The organism is Mycobacterium sp. OAS707 (genome assembly GCF_014873705.1).
Classification (GTDB): domain Bacteria; phylum Actinomycetota; class Actinomycetes; order Mycobacteriales; family Mycobacteriaceae; genus Mycobacterium.
In genome coordinates, this window is sequence record NZ_JADBDS010000001.1 from 1,543,503 (window position 1) to 1,563,761 (window position 20,259).

General features: G+C 66.5%; 17 protein-coding genes. 9 read left to right on the top strand and 8 right to left on the bottom strand.

Annotated elements, in window-relative coordinates; genetic code table 11:
- The first annotated feature begins 33 nt into the window (after positions 1-33).
- Genes GGC64_RS07640 through nei2 form a run of 6 tightly spaced genes read left to right on the top strand, consistent with a single transcriptional unit; the run spans position 34 to position 9,185 of the window.
- The gene (locus GGC64_RS07640) at positions 34-1,215 is read left to right on the top strand and encodes an RtcB family protein (protein WP_192722452.1); all 1,182 of its coding nucleotides are present in this window, start codon (positions 34-36) and stop codon (positions 1,213-1,215) included.
- Between the two features lie 39 nt (positions 1,216-1,254).
- Positions 1,255-1,905, top strand: a complete 651-nt coding sequence (locus GGC64_RS07645) for a TetR/AcrR family transcriptional regulator (protein ID WP_192721790.1) — start codon at positions 1,255-1,257, stop codon at positions 1,903-1,905.
- 32 nt (positions 1,906-1,937) lie between these two features.
- Complete coding sequence (locus GGC64_RS07650; protein WP_192721791.1) at positions 1,938-6,464, top strand: ATP-dependent helicase; 4,527 nt, start codon at positions 1,938-1,940, stop codon at positions 6,462-6,464.
- Positions 6,465-6,487: 23 nt separating this feature from the next.
- A complete protein-coding gene (locus GGC64_RS07655; protein ID WP_192721792.1) occupies positions 6,488-7,468 on the top strand; it encodes a nitronate monooxygenase family protein in 981 nt (326 codons plus the stop codon).
- A 1-nt stretch (position 7,469) separates the two neighbouring features.
- Entirely contained in the window at positions 7,470-8,420 is a 951-nt protein-coding gene (locus GGC64_RS07660; protein ID WP_192721793.1) for an SDR family NAD(P)-dependent oxidoreductase, read from the top strand.
- 3 nt (positions 8,421-8,423) lie between these two features.
- Complete coding sequence (gene nei2, locus GGC64_RS07665) at positions 8,424-9,185, top strand: endonuclease VIII Nei2 (RefSeq protein WP_192721794.1); 762 nt, start codon at positions 8,424-8,426, stop codon at positions 9,183-9,185.
- A 71-nt stretch (positions 9,186-9,256) separates the two neighbouring features.
- Here nei2 and GGC64_RS07670 read toward each other — a convergent pair whose 3' ends face one another.
- Positions 9,257-10,366, bottom strand: coding sequence for an acyl-CoA desaturase (locus GGC64_RS07670; RefSeq protein ID WP_192721795.1), 1,110 nt, complete (start codon positions 10,364-10,366; stop codon positions 9,257-9,259).
- A 17-nt stretch (positions 10,367-10,383) separates the two neighbouring features.
- A complete protein-coding gene (locus GGC64_RS07675; RefSeq protein ID WP_192721796.1) occupies positions 10,384-11,451 on the bottom strand; it encodes a ferredoxin reductase in 1,068 nt (355 codons plus the stop codon).
- Between the two features lie 69 nt (positions 11,452-11,520).
- On the opposite strand from GGC64_RS07675, the gene GGC64_RS07680 reads away from it, so the two are divergent.
- Together GGC64_RS07680 and GGC64_RS07685 are read left to right on the top strand one after the other, a co-directional pair.
- Positions 11,521-12,204 (top strand): TetR family transcriptional regulator, encoded by a 684-nt coding sequence (locus tag GGC64_RS07680; RefSeq protein ID WP_192721797.1) that lies wholly within the window; start codon positions 11,521-11,523, stop codon positions 12,202-12,204.
- A gap of 10 nt (positions 12,205-12,214) precedes the next feature.
- Positions 12,215-12,994: an enoyl-CoA hydratase/isomerase family protein gene (locus tag GGC64_RS07685; RefSeq protein ID WP_192721798.1), complete on the top strand. Its 780-nt coding sequence runs from the start codon at positions 12,215-12,217 to the stop codon at positions 12,992-12,994.
- Here GGC64_RS07685 and GGC64_RS07690 read toward each other — a convergent pair.
- From GGC64_RS07690 to GGC64_RS07705, 4 genes are read right to left on the bottom strand one after another with little or no spacing between them, the layout of a single operon-like run.
- Positions 12,963-13,700, bottom strand: a complete 738-nt coding sequence (locus tag GGC64_RS07690) for an SDR family NAD(P)-dependent oxidoreductase (RefSeq protein ID WP_225951583.1) — start codon at positions 13,698-13,700, stop codon at positions 12,963-12,965. The two genes, GGC64_RS07685 and GGC64_RS07690, sit on opposite strands and share 32 nt — an antisense overlap.
- A gap of 37 nt (positions 13,701-13,737) precedes the next feature.
- Positions 13,738-14,637 carry an NAD(P)H-binding protein gene (locus GGC64_RS07695; RefSeq protein WP_192721800.1) on the bottom strand — a complete coding sequence of 300 codons (900 nt, stop codon included), beginning with the start codon at positions 14,635-14,637 and terminating at the stop codon, positions 13,738-13,740.
- 2 nt (positions 14,638-14,639) lie between these two features.
- Entirely contained in the window at positions 14,640-15,023 is a 384-nt protein-coding gene (locus GGC64_RS07700; protein WP_192721801.1) for a DUF1330 domain-containing protein, read from the bottom strand.
- Complete coding sequence (locus tag GGC64_RS07705; RefSeq protein ID WP_192721802.1) at positions 15,020-15,268, bottom strand: RNA-binding protein; 249 nt, start codon at positions 15,266-15,268, stop codon at positions 15,020-15,022. The genes GGC64_RS07700 and GGC64_RS07705 overlap by 4 nt, the downstream gene beginning before the upstream one ends.
- A 587-nt stretch (positions 15,269-15,855) precedes the next feature.
- Between GGC64_RS07705 and GGC64_RS07710 the strand changes: the two genes are divergently transcribed.
- Complete coding sequence (locus GGC64_RS07710; RefSeq protein ID WP_192721803.1) at positions 15,856-17,670, top strand: glycoside hydrolase family 2 protein; 1,815 nt, start codon at positions 15,856-15,858, stop codon at positions 17,668-17,670.
- On the opposite strand, the gene GGC64_RS07715 is transcribed toward GGC64_RS07710, so the two are convergent.
- Together GGC64_RS07715 and GGC64_RS07720 are read right to left on the bottom strand one after the other, a co-directional pair.
- Positions 17,633-18,523: a pseudouridine synthase gene (locus GGC64_RS07715; protein ID WP_225951205.1), complete on the bottom strand. Its 891-nt coding sequence runs from the start codon at positions 18,521-18,523 to the stop codon at positions 17,633-17,635. The two genes, GGC64_RS07710 and GGC64_RS07715, sit on opposite strands and share 38 nt — an antisense overlap.
- The gene (locus GGC64_RS07720) at positions 18,520-20,259 is read right to left on the bottom strand and encodes a glycerol-3-phosphate dehydrogenase/oxidase (RefSeq protein ID WP_192721804.1); all 1,740 of its coding nucleotides are present in this window, start codon (positions 20,257-20,259) and stop codon (positions 18,520-18,522) included. The genes GGC64_RS07715 and GGC64_RS07720 overlap by 4 nt, the downstream gene beginning before the upstream one ends.

Genomic DNA, 20,259 nt, shown 5'->3' on the forward strand with positions numbered 1-20,259 from the left:
GTGGTTGCTACTCGGGGAGGGAAATCTACAGTGATCCAACAGCTCGAAGGGGGAAAGGTCCTCAACTTCGCCAGCCACATCGACGCGCGCACGATCGAGCAGGCCAATCAGACTGCCGCGCTTCCGTTCGTCTATCCGCATGTGGCATTGATGCCCGACGCGCACCTCGGAAAGGGCGCAGCCGTCGGGACGGTGATCCCGACGCTCGGAGCGGTCATTCCAGCGGCGGTGGGTGTCGACATCGGCTGCGGCATGATCGCGGCCCAAACACGGTTCACCGCAGCCGATATCGAGGGCAAGGATCTTGCGCGCCTTCGCGGTTCGCTCGAGTCGGCCATCCCGCTGAGCGCAGGCAACTACAACCAGTCGCTGCGCCGGTATGCGTTCACCCACGCCCGCATCGACGAACTCGAACAACTGGCTGCCGACACCGGAACCGACCTGTCGCACTCCCCGAAGTGGAAGCTTCAGTTGGGAACCCTCGGCGGCGGAAACCATTTCATCGAACTCTGCCTCGACGACGAGGACACGGTGTGGATGTTCCTGCATTCCGGATCGCGCGGCGTTGGCAACAGGATCGCCACGCGACACATCAACGTCGCCAAGCAACTGTGCGCCAACCGCGGCGTCTCGCTGCCCAACGCCGACCTCGCATACCTCGAGGAAGGCACTGCTGAGTTCGACACGTACATCGCCGAACTCCGTTGGGCCCAACAGTTTGCACTCGCCAACCGCGCCGAGATGATGGACCGGTTCCGGCAGGCGTTGGCGCATTGGCTGAACGTCGAACCCGACAACGTCGAAACGGCGAGAATCAACACGCACCACAACTATTCGACGCCAGAACGCCACGGCGACAAGGATGTCTGGGTCACGCGCAAGGGCGCAGTCAACGCGCACGAAGGCGTGATGGGCATCATCCCCGGATCGATGGGGACTCGCTCGTACATCGTGCGCGGCAAGGGCAACGCCGCCGCGCTCTGCAGCGCCCCGCACGGCGCGGGCCGGCGGTTCTCCAGAACCGAGGCCAAGCGGCGGTTCACTGCTGCCGATCTGGCCGAACGGATGGCTGGCATCGAGTACCGCCACGGCGAGCAGTGGGTGGACGAGATTCCGGACGCATACAAGTCCATCGACGTGGTGATGGCGGACTCGAAGGAGTTGGTCGAGGTGGTCACGAGCCTGCGGCAGGTCGTCAACGTCAAGGGCACGTGATTCCGACGCTGTTGTACATGTGTTAACTAGAATGGTGGGATGGCTGAGTCCAGACGTCGGCTGTCTCCCGACGACCGTCGTAACGAGTTGCTGGCGCTGGGCGCCGAGGTGTTCGGCCAGCGGCCGTACGACGAGGTCCGCATCGACGAGGTCGCCGAGCGCGCCGGGGTGTCGCGGGCGCTGATGTATCACTACTTCCCGGACAAGCGGGCCTTCTTCGCCGCGGTGGTGCGCGCCGAGAGTGACCGGCTCTTCGAGGCCACCAGCACCCCGCCGGATCCAGGGCAGAGCCTGTTTGACCAGGTCCGGGAGGGCGTGCTGGCGTACGTGCGCTACGACGAAGAGCATCCTCATGGCGCCTGGGCCGCGTACGTCGGCATCGGCAGCTCAGATCCTGTGTTGCGCGGCATCGAGGACGTCGACAACGACCGGCAGGCCAACCGGATCATCACCCGCATCCTGGGCGCGGTCGGGGACGCGATGGACTCCAAGGTCGAACGCGACCTGCGCGTCACCATCTACGGCTGGCTGGCGTTCACGTTCGAGTGCTGCCGGCGGCGGATCATGGACCCGTCGATCGACGCCGACTACGTCGGGAATGCCTGCGCACACGCGCTGCTCGACGCGATCGGCCGGGTGCCGGGCATCCCGTCGGCGCTGAGCGAAGCCGTCGCCCCCGAGCATCGCTGATATTTGTCGGTGCCCGTTGGCACCATGGCTAGATGACCTCCGATCCGCTCGAGCGCTTCAGCGCGCTGACCCGTGAGTGGTTCCGGGGTACCTTCGCCGAGCCGACGCCTGCCCAGGCGCAGGCCTGGTCAGCCATCGCCGACGGCGACAACACGCTGGTCATCGCGCCTACCGGCTCCGGCAAGACGCTGGCGGCGTTCCTGTGGGCCATCGACCGGCTCGCCGCGTCTGCGCCAAGGCCCGCGAGGGCCGGCACGCGCGTGCTGTACGTATCGCCGCTGAAAGCGCTGGCCGTCGACGTCGAACGCAACCTGCGCACCCCGCTGACGGGTGTCACCCGCATCGCCGAACGCCGCGGCGTGCCCGCGCCTGACATCAGCGTCGGCGTCCGCTCCGGCGATACTCCCGCCGCCCAGCGCCGCGCGCTGATCACCAATCCGCCGGACATCCTGATCACCACGCCTGAGTCGTTGTTCCTGATGCTGACGTCCGCGGCCCGCGAGACGCTGGCCGAGGTGCAGACGGTCATCGTCGACGAGGTGCACGCCGTGGCAGGCACCAAACGCGGCGCGCACCTGGCCCTGTCGCTGGAGCGGCTCGACCAGATCCTGGCCACCCCCGCGCAGCGCATCGGCCTTTCGGCCACCGTCCGCCCACCCGAGGAGGTTGCGCGGTTCCTCTCCGGGCAGGCCAGAACGACCATCGTCGCGCCGCCCGCAGCCAAGACCTTCGACCTGTCGGTGCAGGTTCCGGTCCCCGACATGGCCAACCTCGAGAACAACTCGATCTGGCCGGATGTCGAGGCGCGCATCGTCGATCTGATCGAGGCGCATCGCAGCTCGATCGTGTTCACCAACTCGCGCCGACTTGCCGAGCGACTCACCTCGCGGCTCAACGAGATTCACGCCGAACGCTCGGGCGTCGAACTGTCCGGCGCGCGCAACCCGCAGGTCGGCGGAGGATCGCCTGCGCAACTGATGGCCAGCGGCCAGTCACACGGAGCACCCACGCTGCTGGCCCGCGCGCATCACGGGTCGGTCAGCAAGGAGCAGCGCGCGCTTGTCGAGGACGACCTCAAGAGCGGGCGCCTGCGCGCGGTCGTCGCCACCTCCAGCCTGGAGTTGGGCATCGATATGGGCGCGGTCGATCTGGTGATCCAGGTCGAGGCGCCGCCGTCGGTGGCCAGCGGTCTGCAGCGCATCGGCCGCGCCGGACACCAGGTCGGCGAGATCTCGCAGGGCGTGCTGTTCCCCAAGCACCGCACCGACCTGATCGGGTGCGCCGTCACGGTGAAGCGGATGTTGGCAGGCGAAATCGAGACCATGCACGTGCCGACGAACCCGCTCGACGTCTTGGCCCAGCACACGGTGGCGGCTTGCGCCCTTGAGCCCATCGACGCCGATCGCTGGTTCGACGCGGTGCGCCGCAGTGCGCCGTTTGCGACCCTGCCGCGCAGCGCTTTCGAGGCGACGCTGGACCTGCTGTCCGGCAAGTATCCGTCCACCGAATTCGCCGAACTGCGGCCACGGCTGGTCTATGACCGGGATGCGGGCACACTGACCGCGCGACCGGGTGCGCAGCGGCTTGCGGTGACGTCCGGCGGCGCGATTCCCGATCGCGGCCTGTTCACCGTGTACCTCGCCACCGACTCCGAAAAGCCTTCGCGGGTCGGCGAACTGGACGAGGAGATGGTGTACGAATCCCGCCCTGGCGATGTGATCTCGCTTGGCGCGACGAGTTGGCGGATCACCGAGATCACCCACGACCGGGTGCTGGTCATCCCGGCGCCCGGACAACCCGCGCGGCTGCCGTTCTGGAAGGGCGACGGTGTCGGCAGGCCCGCCGAACTGGGTGCAGCCGTCGGGGCATTCACCGGTGAGCTGGCACGGCTGAAGCGTGACGAGTTCGTCGAGCGGTGCCGGGCAATGGGTTTCGACGAGTTCGCCTCCGACAACCTGTGGCAGTTGCTCGATGACCAACGCCAGGCGACGGGCACGGTGCCAAGCGACAGCACGCTTTTGGTGGAGCGGTTCCGCGACGAGCTCGGCGACTGGCGGGTGATCCTGCACTCCCCCTACGGGCTTCGAGTGCACGGCCCACTGGCACTGGCGGTGTCGCGGCGGCTGCGCGAGCGCTACGGCATCGACGAGAAACCGACCGCGTCCGACGACGGCATCATCGTGCGGCTGCCCGACACCGAGGACGCGGCGCCTGGTGCCGACCTGTTCGTGTTCGACGCCGACGAGATCGAACCGATCGTCACCGCAGAGGTCGGTGGCTCGGCGTTGTTCGCGTCCCGGTTCCGCGAATGCGCTGCCCGCGCATTGCTCTTGCCGCGCCGGCATCCCGGCAAGCGCTCGCCGCTGTGGCATCAGCGCCAGCGCGCCGCCCAGCTGCTCGATGTCGCCCGCAAGTATCCGGACTTCCCGATCGTGCTGGAGGCGGTCCGCGAATGCCTGCAGGACGTCTATGACGTACCGGCGCTCACCGAGCTGATGCACCGGGTGGCGCAGCGGCGGCTGCGCGTGGTCGAGGTGGAGACCGCGACGCCGTCGCCGTTCGCGGCCTCGCTGTTGTTCGGCTACGTCGGGGCATTCATGTACGAAGGCGACAGCCCGCTCGCCGAACGCCGCGCCGCGGCGCTGTCACTGGACAGTGTGCTGCTGGCGGAGCTGTTGGGCCGGGTCGAATTACGCGAGCTGCTCGATCCACAGGTCATCGCGACCACCACCCAACAGCTGCAGCATCTGAGCTCCGACCGATTGGCTCGCGACGCGGAAGGCATTGCGGATCTGCTGCGTGTGCTCGGTCCGCTGACCGAAGGAGAGATCGCCCAGCGCTGCACCACAACCGAGGTGGGCGGCTGGTTGGACGGCCTGCTGGCCGCCAAGCGGGCGGTCAGGGTGTCGTTCGCCGACCAAACCTGGTGGGCCGCAGTCGAAGACATCGGGCTGCTGCGCGACGGCGTCGGAGTGGCCGTGCCGGTCGGGGTGCCAACCGCGTTCACCGAATCGGTCGACGATCCGCTCGGCGAACTGCTCGGCCGATATGCCCGCACCCACGGACCGTTCACCACCAACGACGCCGCGGCTCGCTTCGGGCTCGGGCTGCGGGTGACCGCCGACGTGCTGGGCCGAATGGCGATCGACGGCAAGCTGATCCGCGGCGAGTTCACCACCGACGCCGACGGCGATCAATGGTGTGACGCAGACGTTTTGAAGATCTTGCGACGACGGTCGCTGGCTGCGCTTCGCGCCCAGGTCGAGCCGGTCAGCACAGCGGCGTACGGACGCTTTCTGCCGTCGTGGCAGCACGTCGGCTCCCACAATTCGGGCATCGACGGTCTCGCCGCCGCGATCGAACAACTGGCTGGAGTGCCCATTCCGGCCTCTGCGGTCGAATCGCTGGTGCTCGGGCAGCGGGTGCGCGACTACCAGCCCGCGATGCTCGACGAGTTGCTGGCCTCCGGTGAGGTCACGTGGTCGGGGGTAGGCCAGATCGGTGGCGGCGACGGCTGGATCGCGTTCCATCACGCCGAATCGGCCCCGTTGACGTTGGCCGCGCCGAACGAGATCGAGTTCACCGACACCCACCGAGCCATCATGGCCACGCTTGGTGGCGGCGGCGCTTACTTCTTCCGGCAACTCGCCGAAAGCGATACCGAACAGTTCAAACAAGCGCTGTGGGAACTGATTTGGGCGGGCTGGGTAACCGGCGACACCTTCGCTCCCGTACGCGCGATGCTTGTGGGCTCGCGACGGTCCACCGGTCGGCGCGGGACGCCCGCACATCGACAACGCCAGCGGCCGCCGCGGTTGAGCCGTTACAGCGTCGCGCATGCGCAGGCCCGCAGTTCCGACCCGACGGTGGCAGGCCGGTGGTCTGCGTTGCCGACGGCGGAGCCGGAGTCGACCGTGCGCGCGCATTTCCAGGCCGAGTTGTTGCTCGGCCGCTACGGCGTGCTGACCAAGGGGGCGGTCGGAGCCGAGGAGGTGCCGGGCGGCTTCGCGATGCTGTACAAGGTGCTGACCGCATTCGAGGATGCGGGCCGATGCCAGCGCGGTTATTTCGTCGAATCGCTGGGCGGGGCGCAATTCGCGGTCGCGTCGACCGTCGACCGGCTGCGGTCCTACCTCGACGGTGTCGACCCGGAGCGCCGCGAATACCACGCGGTCGTGCTGGCCGCCGCCGATCCCGCCAACCCGTACGGCGCCGCACTGCCGTGGCCGTCGCGCAACCTCACCGACGAGGACGCAACGCACCGGCCTGGCCGCAAGGCCGGTGCGCTCGTCGCCATCGTCGACGGCGAACTGGCCTGGTTCCTCGAGCGTGGCGGACGCTCGCTGCTGAGCTTCACGGCCGACGCTGAGGCGCATGCTTCGGCCGCACAGGCGCTGGCCGATCTGGTCACCGGTGGGCACATCGGTGCGTTGCTGGTCGAGAAGGTCAATGGCGTGCCCGTGCTGGAACCGATCGCCGAAGGCGAGCGTGGGGCGGTGCAGGACGCGTTGATCGGCGCCGGGTTCGCACGTACCCCCAGGGGACTTCGGCTGCGCTGACATCGACGCCTACAGTTCGGGACATGGCCCTCCGTACGGCGCTGACGACAATGTTCGGAATCGACCACCCCATCGTGCTTGCCCCGATGGGCAGTGTCGCCGGTGGTGCGCTCGCCGCGGCAGTGTCAGAGGGCGGCGGCCTCGGACTGCTCGGCGCCGGCCGCGGCGGCCTGAACTGGCTCGAACGCGAGAGTGCGATAGCAACGGCGGCCACCTCGAAGCCATGGGGCATCGGTTTCCTGACGTGGGCGATCGGCCAGGAGGCCGTCGAGGCGGCGATACAACTATCGCCTGCGGCGATCATGCTGTCGTTCGGCGATCCGAGCCCGTTCGCCGAGACCATCCTGGCCGCAGGCATTCCGCTCATGGTGCAGGTCACCAACATGGACGAGGCACGACGTGCGTTGGACGTCGGCGCGAATGTCGTTGTGGCACAGGGCAGTGAGGCAGGCGGCCACGGCGGCGGCCGGGCGACACTCCCGTTCGTGCCTGCGGTGGTGGACATCGCGGGTAGCACACCGGTGCTCGCTGCGGGCGGGATCGCCGACGGTCGCGGGCTGGCGGCCGCGCTGATGCTCGGCGCCGCGGGCGCCATGATCGGAACCCGGTTCGAGGCAACCAACGAGGCGCTGCTCGACGACGAGGAAGTGCAGGCGATCATGGCGGCGGGGGCAGCGGGGACGGTCCGCGGCCGGGTGCTCGACATCGCCGCGGACGCCGGCTGGCCCGCCCGCTATCCGGCCAGGACGCTGCGCAACCGCTTCACCGACGCATGGGACGGCAAGGAGTCCGAACTCGAATCCGATCGCACCGCGTTGGCCGAATACCGCGCCGCGGCCGACCGCGGCGACCGCGACTACCTGCCGATCTGGGCCGGTGAAGCCGTCGACCTGGTGAACGAGCGCGACTCCGCGAGTGCCCTGGTCGTCCGCATCGCCCAGCAGGCCGAGGACGTGATCACGGCTACGGGGAACAGTGTCCTGGGGCCGCGGGTTGGCGATTGACATGAGCCCTGACTTGATCAAGACACCCTTCGGTTTCTCCTCCACGGCCGCCGAGGTCATCGCCGGCGTGGATCTGAGCGGTAAGCGAGCCGTCGTGACCGGCGCATCGTCGGGAATCGGCGTCGAAACCGCGCGGGCACTGGCCGCAGCCGGAGCGGCGGTCACGTTGGCGGTCCGAAACACGGAAACCGGCGAGCGGGTGGCCGCCGACATCCACCAGAGCACGGGCAACGACGCGGTTGACGTCGCGGCGCTTGAACTGTCGGACCTCGCCAGCGTGAACGCATTCACCGCCGCGTGGAGCGGGCCACTGGACATCCTGGTCAACAACGCCGGGGTGATGGCGATTCAAGAGCTGACGATCTCGGCCAGCGGTCACGAAATGCAGTTCGCCACAAATCATCTCGGGCATTTCGCGCTGGCCCTCGGGTTACACGATGCGCTGGCCGCTGCCGGCTCCGCACGCATCGTCTCGGTCAGCTCCGGTGGGCACCTGCGTTCACCGGTGGTGTTCGACGACATCGACTACGCGTTTCGCGACTACGACCCGTTCGGCGCCTACGGTCAGTCGAAGACGGCCAATGTGCTGTTCGCCGTGGAGGCCACTCGCCGGTGGGCATCCGAGGGAATCGTCGCGAACGCGCTGATGCCGGGCGGAATCGCCACGCCGCTGCAGCGACACCTGCCGGCCCACTACGCCGCCGACGCGCTCAAGGCGTTCCGGGCGGGCGGCAGCGACTTCAAGACGGTCGAGCAAGGCGCGGCGACCTCGGTGTTGCTGGCCGCTTCCCCGTTGGTGGAAGGCGTCGGCGGTCGCTACTTCGAGAACTGCAACGAGGCGGCGTTGGTTTACCGGCGCGGCGGGCCAGGCACCGGCGGTGTCGCGCCGTATGCGCTCGATGCTGCCAATGCCGAACGGCTGTGGGAACTCTCGCTGGCATGGGTGCAATGAAACATGCCTGAGGGCGACACGGTCTGGCACACCGCCACCATCTTGCGCGATGCGTTGGTCGGCAAAACGCTGACCCGGTGTGACGTCCGAGTGCCCAAGTACGCGACCGTCGACTTGACCGGCGAAGTGGTCGACGAGGTGATCAGCCGGGGCAAGCACCTTTTCATCCGCGTCGGGTCGGCCAGCATCCATTCGCATCTGAAAATGGAGGGCAGCTGGAAGGTCAATCCGGTCGGCAAGCCGAGCCGGGCCGGCTATCGAATCCGGATCATCTTGGAAACAGCCGATATTCAAGCGGCCGGTATCGATCTCGGGGTGCTCGAGGTGCTCGAGCGCGACCACGATATGGACGCCGTCGCCCATCTGGGCCCCGACCTGCTTGGCGACGACTGGGATCCACGGCTCGCGGCGGCGAACCTGGCGGCCGATCCCGACCGCCCGTTGTCGGAGGCACTTCTCGACCAACGCGTGATGGCCGGTGTCGGCAATGTCTACTGCAACGAGTTGTGCTTCGTCACCGGACACCTGCCCACCGCGCCGGTCAGCAACGTCAAGGACCCGCTGCGAATGGTGCAGCGGGCCCGAGACATGCTGTGGCTGAACCGCTCTCGATGGAATCGCACCACCACCGGCAACACCCGCCACGGCCAAGAGCTATGGGTCTATGGCCGCCGCGGGTTGCCGTGCCGGCGCTGCGGCACCCCGATCGAATCAGACAACACTGGCGACCGAATCTGCTATTGGTGCCCGGTTTGTCAGACCTGACATCGCCGAGAGTGGGATACATGACGGATTTCGGTCGAATTCCGTCAACTTCCCGACTCTCGGTGCCATACCTAGCCGCGTGACGGCAGCGCCAGTTTGACGATCTTGCGGACCACCGTGGCGAACTGCCTCGGCAGCGGGCCGGTGTTGTAGGGCACGCCGTAGCGCCTGCAGATCTCGCGCACCTCTTGCGAGATCTCCGCGTGCCGGTGGGCCGGGATGTCGGGGAACAGATGGTGTTCGATCTGGAACGACAAATTGCCGCTGAGGATGTGAAAGAGCTTGCCGCCGGTCAGGTTTGCCGATCCGAGGACCTGTCGGAAATACCACATGCCGCGGGTCTCGGCCTTGGTCTCCTCGATGGAGAACTCCTGGACGTCTTCGGGGAAGTGGCCGCAGAAGATGATCATGTACGACCAGACGTTGCGGATCAGGTTGGCGGTCAGGTTGCCGGCCAACACCCATGGCGCGAACGGGCCGGCCAGCAGCGGGAAAGCCACATAGTCCTTCAGCGTCTGGCGCTTGGTCTTGCGCCAGATGCCCTCGAGGATCTCCCGCTTGTCAGCGATGGAAATCTCACCGGCGCGGATCCGCTCGGTCTCCAACTCGTGCAATGCGACGCCGTACTGGAACAACACCATCAACAGGAACGCATAGACCGGGTTGCCGAGGAAGTACGGCCGCCACTTCTGGTCCTCGCTCATCCGCAGGATGCCGTAGCCGATGTCGCGGTCCATTCCGACGATGTTGGTGTAGGTGTGGTGCATGTAGTTGTGCGAGTGGCGCCACTGGTCGGCCGGGCATGCGGTGTCCCATTCGAACTTCTTGCTCGACAACGCCGGGTCGCCCGTCCAGTCGTACTGGCCGTGCATCACGTTGTGGCCGATCTCCATGTTGTCGAGGATCTTCGAGATGCCCAGCATCGCGGTGCCTGCGAGCCAGAACGGCGGGAAGATTCCGCCGAACAACAGCGCGCGGCCGCCGACCTCGAATGTGCGCTGCGCCTTGATGATGCGCCGGATGTAGGTGGTGTCGCGCTCGCCAAGGTCGGCGATCACCCGGTCTTTGAGGGCATCAAGCTCACGGCCGAACTCGTCGGCCTGCTCCGGCGTCATCGTGATGGTCTTGCCGCCGACGGTCTTGCTGATCGTCTTCGGGGCGGCAGTGATAGTGGTAGTCATTTCGAGCACCTTTCTCTTTAGAGGGCGATGTCGACGTCGCCGACAGGGACGGACACGCAGATCTGCACGTCCTCCTGCTCGGCACTCGACACCGCTCCGGTGATCAGGTTCTTCACCGCGCCGCGGGTCTTGCGGCGGGTGCAGCTGTGGCAGATGCCCATCCGGCATCCGCTTTCGGGGGTGAGGCCCGCGGATTCGGCCTGCTCGAGCAGCGGCCTGCCGTCGTCGGTGACCGCGACGCCGCTTTCGGCGAAGGTAACGCTGCCGCCGGAGGCCTCTGCTGCGAGGTCGAATACCGGCGGCACAAAGCTCTCCGAGCGCACGTTGGTGCAATGTTCGCGAACGGCGTCGACCAAAGCCGGTGGGCCGCAGACGAACACAGCCTCGGGCTGCGGCATCGCGGCGGCCAGGTGGTCGGAACTGAATCGGCCGTCGAGATCGGAGCCTGCGGTCACCCGTGTGTAGCCGTGCAGGACTCGAACCCCACGCATCGTGTCGAGTTCCGCGCGGTAGCACGCTTCGTCGGCGGACCGCGCGTAGTGAACGAACGCGATCTCACCGGTGTGGCCCTGGGTGCGCAGTGTGCGCAGCATCGACATCACCGGGGTGATGCCGCTGCCGCCGGACACAAACAGGATCCGTTGCGGCCGCTGCACCGGCAGCGTGAACTCGCCGCCGACAGAGTCGAGGCCGACGACCATGCCCGGCCGCGCATGCTCATACAGATAGGTGGAGACCAGCCCGCCGTCGTGGCGGCCAATGGTCAGCTCGATGTGCCGGGAGCCCTCGGCGCTGGCCGGTGAGTAGGGCCGGGTGCGGCGACGACCGTCGATCTCGACGGTCAGGTTGATGTGTTGGCCGGCGCGAAAGCCGGTGAATGCCCGGTTGGGCTCGAGGGTCAGGGTGACGCTGCGGGGAGTCTGGCGACGGACCGCGACGATCTTGGCCCGGGCATCTCCCGTGGTCCAAGTCGGGGCAACCAGCTCGGTGTAGCGATCCACGCCGTGCGGCCCGGTCAGCAGGTCGACCAGCGGTGACGCCAGCACCCTGTCCCTGAGCCTCGGTGCCAAAGTTTGAGTGAACATGTGTACACCGTGCGCCATGGCAGCGGACCGCGTCAACCGATTCGAGCAGGTTGTGGTAGGTTTCACACAGTGAACAGTCGTACGCCCAGTTCACGAACGAGTAGATCGGTTCGTTCGAGTAAATCGCGCTCCCGCGACACCCTTTCTCGTGAGGAACGCAAGGAAGCCACCCGCCGCGCCATCGTCGCGGCGGCGCTCCGGCTGCTCGAGGACCGCAGCTTCGCCGCGCTGAGCCTGCGTGAGGTGACCCGTGAGGCCGGCATCGTGCCCGCGGCGTTCTATCGGCATTTCGAGTCGATGGAGGCGCTGGGGCTGGTCCTGATTGACGAGTCGTTTCGCAGGCTTCGCGACATGCTGCGCTCCGCGCGGGCAGGCAAGCTTGACCCCAACCGCGTCATCGAATCCACTGTCGACATCCTCATCGACAGCTTCAACGAGGACCGAGAACACTGGCGCTTCATCGGACGTGAGCGCTCCAGCGGCGTGACGGTACTGCGGTATGCGATCCGCACCGAAATCCGGTTGATCACGTCGGAGTTGGCGATCGACCTGGCCCGGTTCCCCGGGCTGAACACCTGGACTAGCGAGGACCTCAACATCCTGGCGAGCCTGTTCGTGAACGCGATGATCGTGATCGCTGAAGCCACCGAGGACGCCAACGACGCGGCGGCAATCGATGAGATCAAGCGCACGGCGGTCAAGCAGCTACGGATGATCGCCGTCGGCGTCAGCGGGTGGCGCAGCGACGGATAGCGTGAGGCGCATGTCGCACCTCGAACTGGCCTACCCGCGTTCCGACATCGCGATGCTCACCCTGAACCGTCCCGAGAAGCTCAACGCGCTGAACTTCGAGCTCGTCGAGGAATTGCACGCCGCGGTCGACGGAATCGCCGCCAACAACGACTGCCGCGTCGTGGTGTTGACGGGGGCCGGCCGCGGCTTCTGCTCAGGTCTTGACCTGTCCGATCCGAACCCGCCGCACGCGGGCGGCGGCACCGAATTCCCGCGGTCGGGCATGCGCTGGCAGGAGCTCATCGCGAACCTCACCGCGAAAATCCACCGGCTGCGTCAGCCGGTGATCGCGGCCGTCAACGGCCCCGCCTACGGCGGCGGTTTCGGGATCGCGCTGGCCTGCGACATCCGGATCGCCTCCGAGTCGGCGCGGTTCTGCACCCAGTTCATCAAGCTCGGCATCGGCGGCTGCGACATCGGCGTCAGCTACACGCTGCCCCGAATCGTCGGCGCCGGCACCGCATTCGACTTGATCCTGACGGCGCGCGACGTCGATGCCGACGAGGCACTGCGGCTCGGCATCGTCTCGCGACTGTCGGAATCGGTGGTCGACGACGCGCTGGCCATCGCCGAAACACTTTGCAGCTACGGCAAATTCGGGCTCGAGTCCACCAAACAGGTGATGTGGGCGAATCTCGACGCGGGAAGCCTGGAGTCCGCTCTGCACCTGGAGAACCGCAGCCAGATCCTGGCAGGCGCAGGCGGAATGCTCGGCGAGGCTACCGAGGCGTTCCGCCACCGTCGGCGATGATGACCTGCCCGGTGATATAGCTGCCGGCGTCCGAGGTCAACAGCAATGCGGCGCCGACCATTTCGTCGGGAGCGGCCAGCCGCTTCATCAGTGTCCCGCCCTTCATGTACTCGATCGCCTCGGGCGGGTTGTTGCGCATCATGTCGGTGTCGACGGGTCCTGGCGCCAGCGCGTTCACCCGGATGCCGTGTGAAACGTAGGCGGCGGCCATCGACCGGGTGAATGACAGCAGCGCGGCCTTACCCGCGGCGTACATCGACACCTGCGGCGCAAACTGAAATGCGCCGGTGGACACCAGGTTCAGCACCGCGCCATGCGGGCTCTCCTTGAGATGAGGCAACGCGTGCTGCACCAGGAACACCGGACCGCGCAGGTTGACCTCGTAGGATTTCCCCCACGCGTCGACCGTCATCTGGCCCAGCGGTTGGGTGAGTGCATTCGCGGCGTTGTTCACCACCACATCGAGGCCGCCGAATTCGTCGACGGTCCGCTGCACCAGCGCGCCCAGAGAGTCGACGTCGCCGAGGTGAGTGGGCACGCCGATGGCCTCGCCGCCGAGCCCGCGCAGATGCTGCGCCGCCTGCTCACAGGCGTCGGGCTTGCGACTGGCCACCACGACGCGCGCACCGGCCAACACGTAGCCCTCGGCGAGGGCGAGGCCGATGCCCCTCGTGCCGCCCGTCACGATGACGGTGCGGCCGGTCATGTCGAAAAGACGCTCGAAGACTTCGCGATTCACGCGCTCAGTAGAACAGATCGGGATTGGCCGCCACGTACTGCTCGACGCTTTGTGCGGGTCTGCCGGTGATCTGCTCGACGTCGTCGGTGCGACGGTCATAGCGGCCCTCGCGATGCAACCGCGCCATGGTGGCGAGGTGCTGTTTCAGGTGGTCGGGCAGGCCAAGCGGTGCGAGCACCACACGCTCCCACTCGTCGAGGGGCACGTCTTCGGCGGTGATCGGCCGGTTCAGCGCCCGGCTGTATTGCTCGGCGAGGCCGTTCATGTCGAGCACCTCTGGGCCGGTGAGCTCACAGACCTGGCCGATCCGGCCGCCGGGGTCGACAAGCAGTGCTGCCACCACGCGGGCGACGTCGTCAGCGGAGATCGGCGAGGTGCGCCCGGTGCCGAACGGCAATGGCAACACACCACGCTCGCGCACGGACTGCTTCGCCAGCAGGGTGAACAACGGATTGTCGAGAAAACTCGTTGGCCTGACGTGGATTACCGGTAGACCCGACCAGTTCAGTACGTGCTCGGCAAGCCAGTGCAAGCGGTGCTGTTTGGATTCGCTGGTGCTGGTCAGCGTCATCTGCGACACCGTCATCTGCGACATGTTGACGATGACGTCGAGCTTTGCGCGTTCCAACGCGACCGCGCAGACCTCGGTGGTCGCACGCAGATAGTCCGGCGAAACGCTCATGTTGAAGAACATCCGGCGCACACCGTCCAGCGCGTCGACGATGTCGCCGGCACGGGTCAGGTCGCCGAGGATCACCTCGGCACCCATCGCACGCAGTTGGCCGGCGCGCTCGTCGTCGCGGCGCACCATCGCACGCACCTGCGCGCCGCCGTCGAGCAGCGCCTCGACGACACGACGGCTGATGCTGCCGCTACCGCCGCCGGCTCCGGTGATCAGATACACGGCTACTCCGCGCGAGTCCAAACGGAAGTGGCGATGAGATCGCCGCGGTCCAACCCGCCCACCCGATGCTCGTGCACGGAGAGGTAAGACTCATCGGTCACCATGTCGAGGAAAGCGCCTGGCGTCGGGTACTCGACGACGATGATGGCGTCCCACCAAGGCTTTTCGCCCTCGCCGATGACGACGCCCGGCGATTCACCTGCATACCGGACGGTTCCGCCGACACGTTCGAGATGCGGGGTGACTTCTTGGATGTACCGGATATAGCTCTGCCTTCCTTCGTCGCCGCGGAACTGCAGCAGGTTGATCATCACCACGGGTTCGTCCGCCGGACGCGCTGCGAGCGCGGCGATCTGCTCCTGCGTCGGTTCAAGGGATGAGCTCATCCGACGCACCCGCTCACGTTGATGCGTCGACCCGCGTTCACGCAGACATTGACATTGGGTGCGGGCGGAGGTGGCGGCGCGTACAGCGCGTCGTTCAGTTCCGAGAACGGATCGGCGCACCCGCTGACGTCGACGAACCTGCCACCGACCGAACCGCATACGGTCGCGTGCGCCGTCGGTGTGACAGGCAGCATCAGAGCTGCGGCGGACACGACCGTCGCAGCGGACAGCCAGACAACTCGCACAGTGACCTCCCTCGGCTAGTGAGGCCTTATCCTGCCTGTGGTGCTGTCGCTGCACTCGCCGTTTGGCGATTCGAACCGGAAATCACGGCGAAAACTTGCATGGGCGTATATATTTTGCTCCCTGGGCAAGCACCACTCGCCTGTCCGCATCGAGCGGCACCCGCCATCGGGCGTGCCCAAATTCGACGGCTCGCTGTTTCGTCTGGCTTCCGGCGTTGCCACTTGACTTTCTCAGCCCTCACATATCCTGAAAAGTTCTTGGGCGAAACGCATTTGGATTAGTGGCGATCTTGATCGGTGCTAGCGTAGATTTGCCATCGGCAATCGCAAGGTCTCGACCCGTTTTCGACGCAGTTCGGTCGTAAGCACCGGATTTCGGCATCACCGATCGGCGCCGTGCGTTTGCTATGCAGAAGCGGTGCGCAGCCAGGCGGGGGCAGGCGCTGACATCCGTCCTGTCCCGGCATCAAACCCTGGGGGTTATCGCTGTGCGCGCTGGCTTCGAGCCGTCCCATGCTGTTGAACGACGGAATCGCCTGTGGATCAGGTGCTTCGCGGCGGCGGGGTGCGCGCTGTTAGCTGTCTTCATGACCGGTAACGCGATTGCCAACGCGGCCGTGTCCTGGCATCCCAAAGCGGCGCCGTTGTCCACCCCATGGACGAATCTTGTGGGACCGGACAACGCACTGCCCGACTATCCGCGGCCGCAGATGACTCGGACGAATTGGCTGAACCTCAACGGTGTGTGGGACTATCTCGGTCGGCGCGACGGCGCCGGACCGACACCACCCGCGCCGCACGAATACGGCGAGCGGATCTTGGTCCCGTACCCACCGGAATCGGCGCTGTCCGGCATCCAGCGACACGACGAACAGATGTGGTATCGCAAGATCTTCAAGCTGCCGAGTTCGTGGCTGGGCCGACACGTGCTGCTGCACTTCGGGGCCGTCGACCAGATCGCGACGGTATGGGTGAACAACCAGGAGGTGGCCCACCACGAAGGCGGGTTCACCGAGTTCAGCGCGGACATCACGAAAGCACTGCGGTGGCCCGGGCCGCAGGAGATCACGGTACGGGTCGACGACCGCAACGAAACCAACCCGTTCCCGGTCGGCAAGCAGCGCAACAACCCGAGCGGCCTCTTCTACACCGGGTCATCGGGCATCTGGCAGACCGCGTGGCTCGAGCCCGTGCGCGCCACGCACGTCGAGAAGCTGGACATCACCACCGATCTGACGAGTCTGACAGTCACACCAAGGGTTGCGGCCACCAAGAACGAGCGCGCGATTGTGATGGTCTCCGCGCCGGGCCGCGGCGTGGTTTCGATCAGGTCTGGCAAAGCGGGTGAGCCGATTCGGCTTTCGATACCGAACGCACGGTTGTGGAGTCCCGACGATCCGTACCTCTACGACGTCAAGGTCGCATTGCGCAACGCGTCCGGCAAGGTGATCGACGAGGTTTCGAGCTATGCCGGGTTACGCACCATCGGCACCGTCCGCGATGCGAAGGGTAAACCCCGAGTCGCGCTGAACGGTAAGGTCACCTTCCTGCATGGCCCCCTGGACCAGGGGTACTGGCCCGACGGCCTCTACACCGCGCCCACCGACGCCGCGTTGAAGTTCGACCTCGAGCAGATCAAGAAACTGGGCATGAACTTCGTCCGCAAGCACGGCAAGGTGGAACCGGCGCGCTGGTACTACTGGGCCGACAAGCTCGGGCTGATGGTGTGGCAGGACATGCCGTCGCTGTCCGTGTCGCTCGACATCCCGACCGGACCACTTCCTGATCCGCCTCCGCTGGCTAAGGCGAATTTCGAGCGCGAACTGTTCGCGATGATCGATCAGCTGCGCAGCGTCACGTCGATCGTCGGCTGGGTGCCGTTCAACGAAGGCTGGGCCGAATACGACACCGCACGGATCACCAACGCGGTGAAAGCGGCTGACCCGACGCGAATGGTCAACGCCAACAGCGGCGCCAACTGCTGCAAATCACGACCCGACAGCCATGCCGGAGACATCTGGGACGACCACACCTATGTCGGGCCCGGCCGACCCGTGTTGCCCGATCCGCTCGACCCTCGGGTGACGGTGGACGGCGAATACGGCGGACTCGGACTGGTGCTCGATCACAACCGTTGGCCAGGACGACCCGAGTCCTACGAGATGACCGGCAGCCAGGAGCAGCTGACGCAGCGGTACATCAAAGTCAGCCAGGATCTCGAAGAGTTCATCCGCGGGGCCAACCTGTCGGGCGCGATCTACACCCAGACCACCGATGTCGAAAACGAGGTCAACGGATTTCTCAGCTATGACCGGCGAGTGGTCAAGATGGATATCGGGGCGGTGGCCGATCGGAACCGCGCGGTCATCGCGGCGGGGACGGAGTCTGCCGACCGTCGGTGATCAACACACGTCTGCTGACGAACTCACGCTCGTCGCCGCGGATCGGATCGGTGAACGCAAGGGTGTGCGCCAGCAGTTGTAACGGCCGCGAGAAGTCATCGGGCGGCACATCGACGACAACGGGGTACAGCGGGTCGTTGACGATCGGCAGGCCCAGCGAGGCCATTTGCAGTCGCAGCTGATGCGTGCGACCGGTTCGCGGAGTCAGCCGGTACAGGCCATCGCCCAAGTGCTCGATGAATGTCTCGGCGTTCGGCTCGCCCGGCTCTTCGATTGCTTGTAACTGCCCGCGCCGCTTGATGATTCGGTTGCGTACGGTGATCGGGAACTCGAATTTCGGGTCTGGAGTCGCTTGCGCCAGATATGTTTTCCGCACCTCGCCGCGTGAAAACAAGGTCTGATAGCGGCCCCGTATCGCGCGGCGCGTCGTGAACACCAACACGCCGGCGGTCAACCGGTCCAGCCGATGGGCCGGGCTCAGTTCCGGTAGGTCGAGTTCGCGGCGCAGCCGCACCACCGCCGTCTGCGCCACATGCCGGCCACGCGGCATCGTCGCCAGGAAATGCGGCTTGTCGACAACGACGATGTCGTCGTCGCGATACAGCACAGGGATGTCGAACGGCACCGGCACTTCGTCGCGCAGCTCGCGATAGAAGAAGACGTGCGAGCCGGCCCGTAACGTCGTCGTCGCATCGACTGCGGTGCCGTCGGGCAGAACCACTTCTCCCGCAAGCACTTTCGCGGCCGCCGCATCGCCCCACCGGGACCGGAACTCGTCGACCACCAGTCCCCCGCGCAACCGCACCCGCGCCGGGCCGAGACCATCGCGCACCGGCAGCGGCGCGGGTCTCAATTGAGCGGCACCGGCTCGAGGATCTCTGCGCGCGCCTCCGGCGCCGCGGCCCGCAGCGCGTCGGCGGACTCGTCGTCGGGCTGCTGCTGCGACCGGACCTCCGCATCGACCCGCGCGCAATACGTATCCACCTCGCGGTCGATGTCCTCGGCGCTCCAACCCAGCACCGGCGCAACGACTTCCGCCACCTCACGGGCACACTCGACCCCGCGGTGCGGGTATTCGATCGAGATCCGCATCCGGCGCGCCAGGATGTCCTCCAGATGCAGTGCACCCTCGGCCGCCGCGGCGTACCACGCCTCCACCTTGAGGTACACCGGTGCCTCGGTGATCGGCGTCAGCAGCTCCGGCCTGCCCTTGGCCAGGGCGAGCACCTCGCCGATCAGTGATCCGTACCGGTCCAGTAGGTGCCGGACCCGATACGGGTGCAGGCCGTAATGTGAACCGACGCTTTCGGTTTGGTTCACCAGCGCGAAGTAGCCGTCGGCGCCCATCAGCGGCACCTTCTCGGTGATCGACGGCGCGACGCGAGCGGGAATGAACTCGGCTGCCGCGTCGATCGCGTCCTCGCCCATCACCCGATAGGTGGTGTACTTGCCACCGGCGATGGCGACCAAGCCGGGAGCGGGGACGGCGACCGCGTGCTCACGCGAGAGCTTGGACGTCTCTTCACTCTCCCCCGCCAGCAGCGGCCGCAGCCCGGCATAGACACCGTCGATGTCGTCATGCGTCAACGGCGTTGCCAGCACGGTGTTCACGTGTCCGAGGATGTAGTCGATGTCGGCCTTGGTGGCCGCGGGGTGGGCCAGGTCGAGATTCCAGTCGGTGTCGGTGGTGCCGATGATCCAGTGCGTGCCCCAGGGGATGACGAACAGCACCGACTTCTCAGTGCGCAGGATGATCGCGACCTCGCTGACGATGCGGTCGCGTGGCACCACCACGTGCACGCCCTTCGAGGCACGCACCCGAAACCGGCCGCGCTGCTTGGAGAGTGCCTGGATCTCGTCGGTCCACACCCCGGTGGCGTTGACCACGACATGACCCCGCACCTCGGTCGCGTGACCGTTCTCGGAGTCGCGCACGCGCACGCCGATCACCCGGTCGCCCTCGCGCAGCAGCGCCACCACCTGCGTTGAGGTGCGGACGACCGCGCCGTAGTGAGCCGCCGTGCGTGCCACCGTCATGGTGTGACGCGCGTCGTCGACCACGGTGTCGTAATAGCGGATGCCGCCGATCAGCGAGCTGCGCTTGAGCCCAGGAGTCAGTCGCAACGCGCCCGCGCGGGTCAAATGCTTCTGCGCCGGAACGGATTTCGCGCCACCGAGCTGGTCGTAAAGGAAGATGCCAGCGGCGATGTACGGCCGCTCCCACCACCGGTGGGTCAGCGGAAACAGAAACGGCAACGGTTTGACCAGATGCGGAGCCAACGTCCTGAGCGACAACTCGCGTTCGTGGAGCGCTTCGCGCACCAAGCCGAACTCCAGCTGTTCGAGGTAGCGCAGTCCGCCATGGAACATCTTCGAACTGCGACTCGACGTGCCGGAAGCGAAGTCGCGAGCCTCGACGAGCGCCACCTTCAGCCCGCGCGTCGCCGCGTCCAGCGCCGCGCCCGCGCCGACGACGCCCCCGCCGATCACGACGACGTCGAACTGCTCGCTGCCGAGCCGCTGCCAGGCCCGTTTCCGCTGCTCCGGGCCCAGCAAGGTCTCGCCGTCGGCCGAGATCGGGGCGCTCAC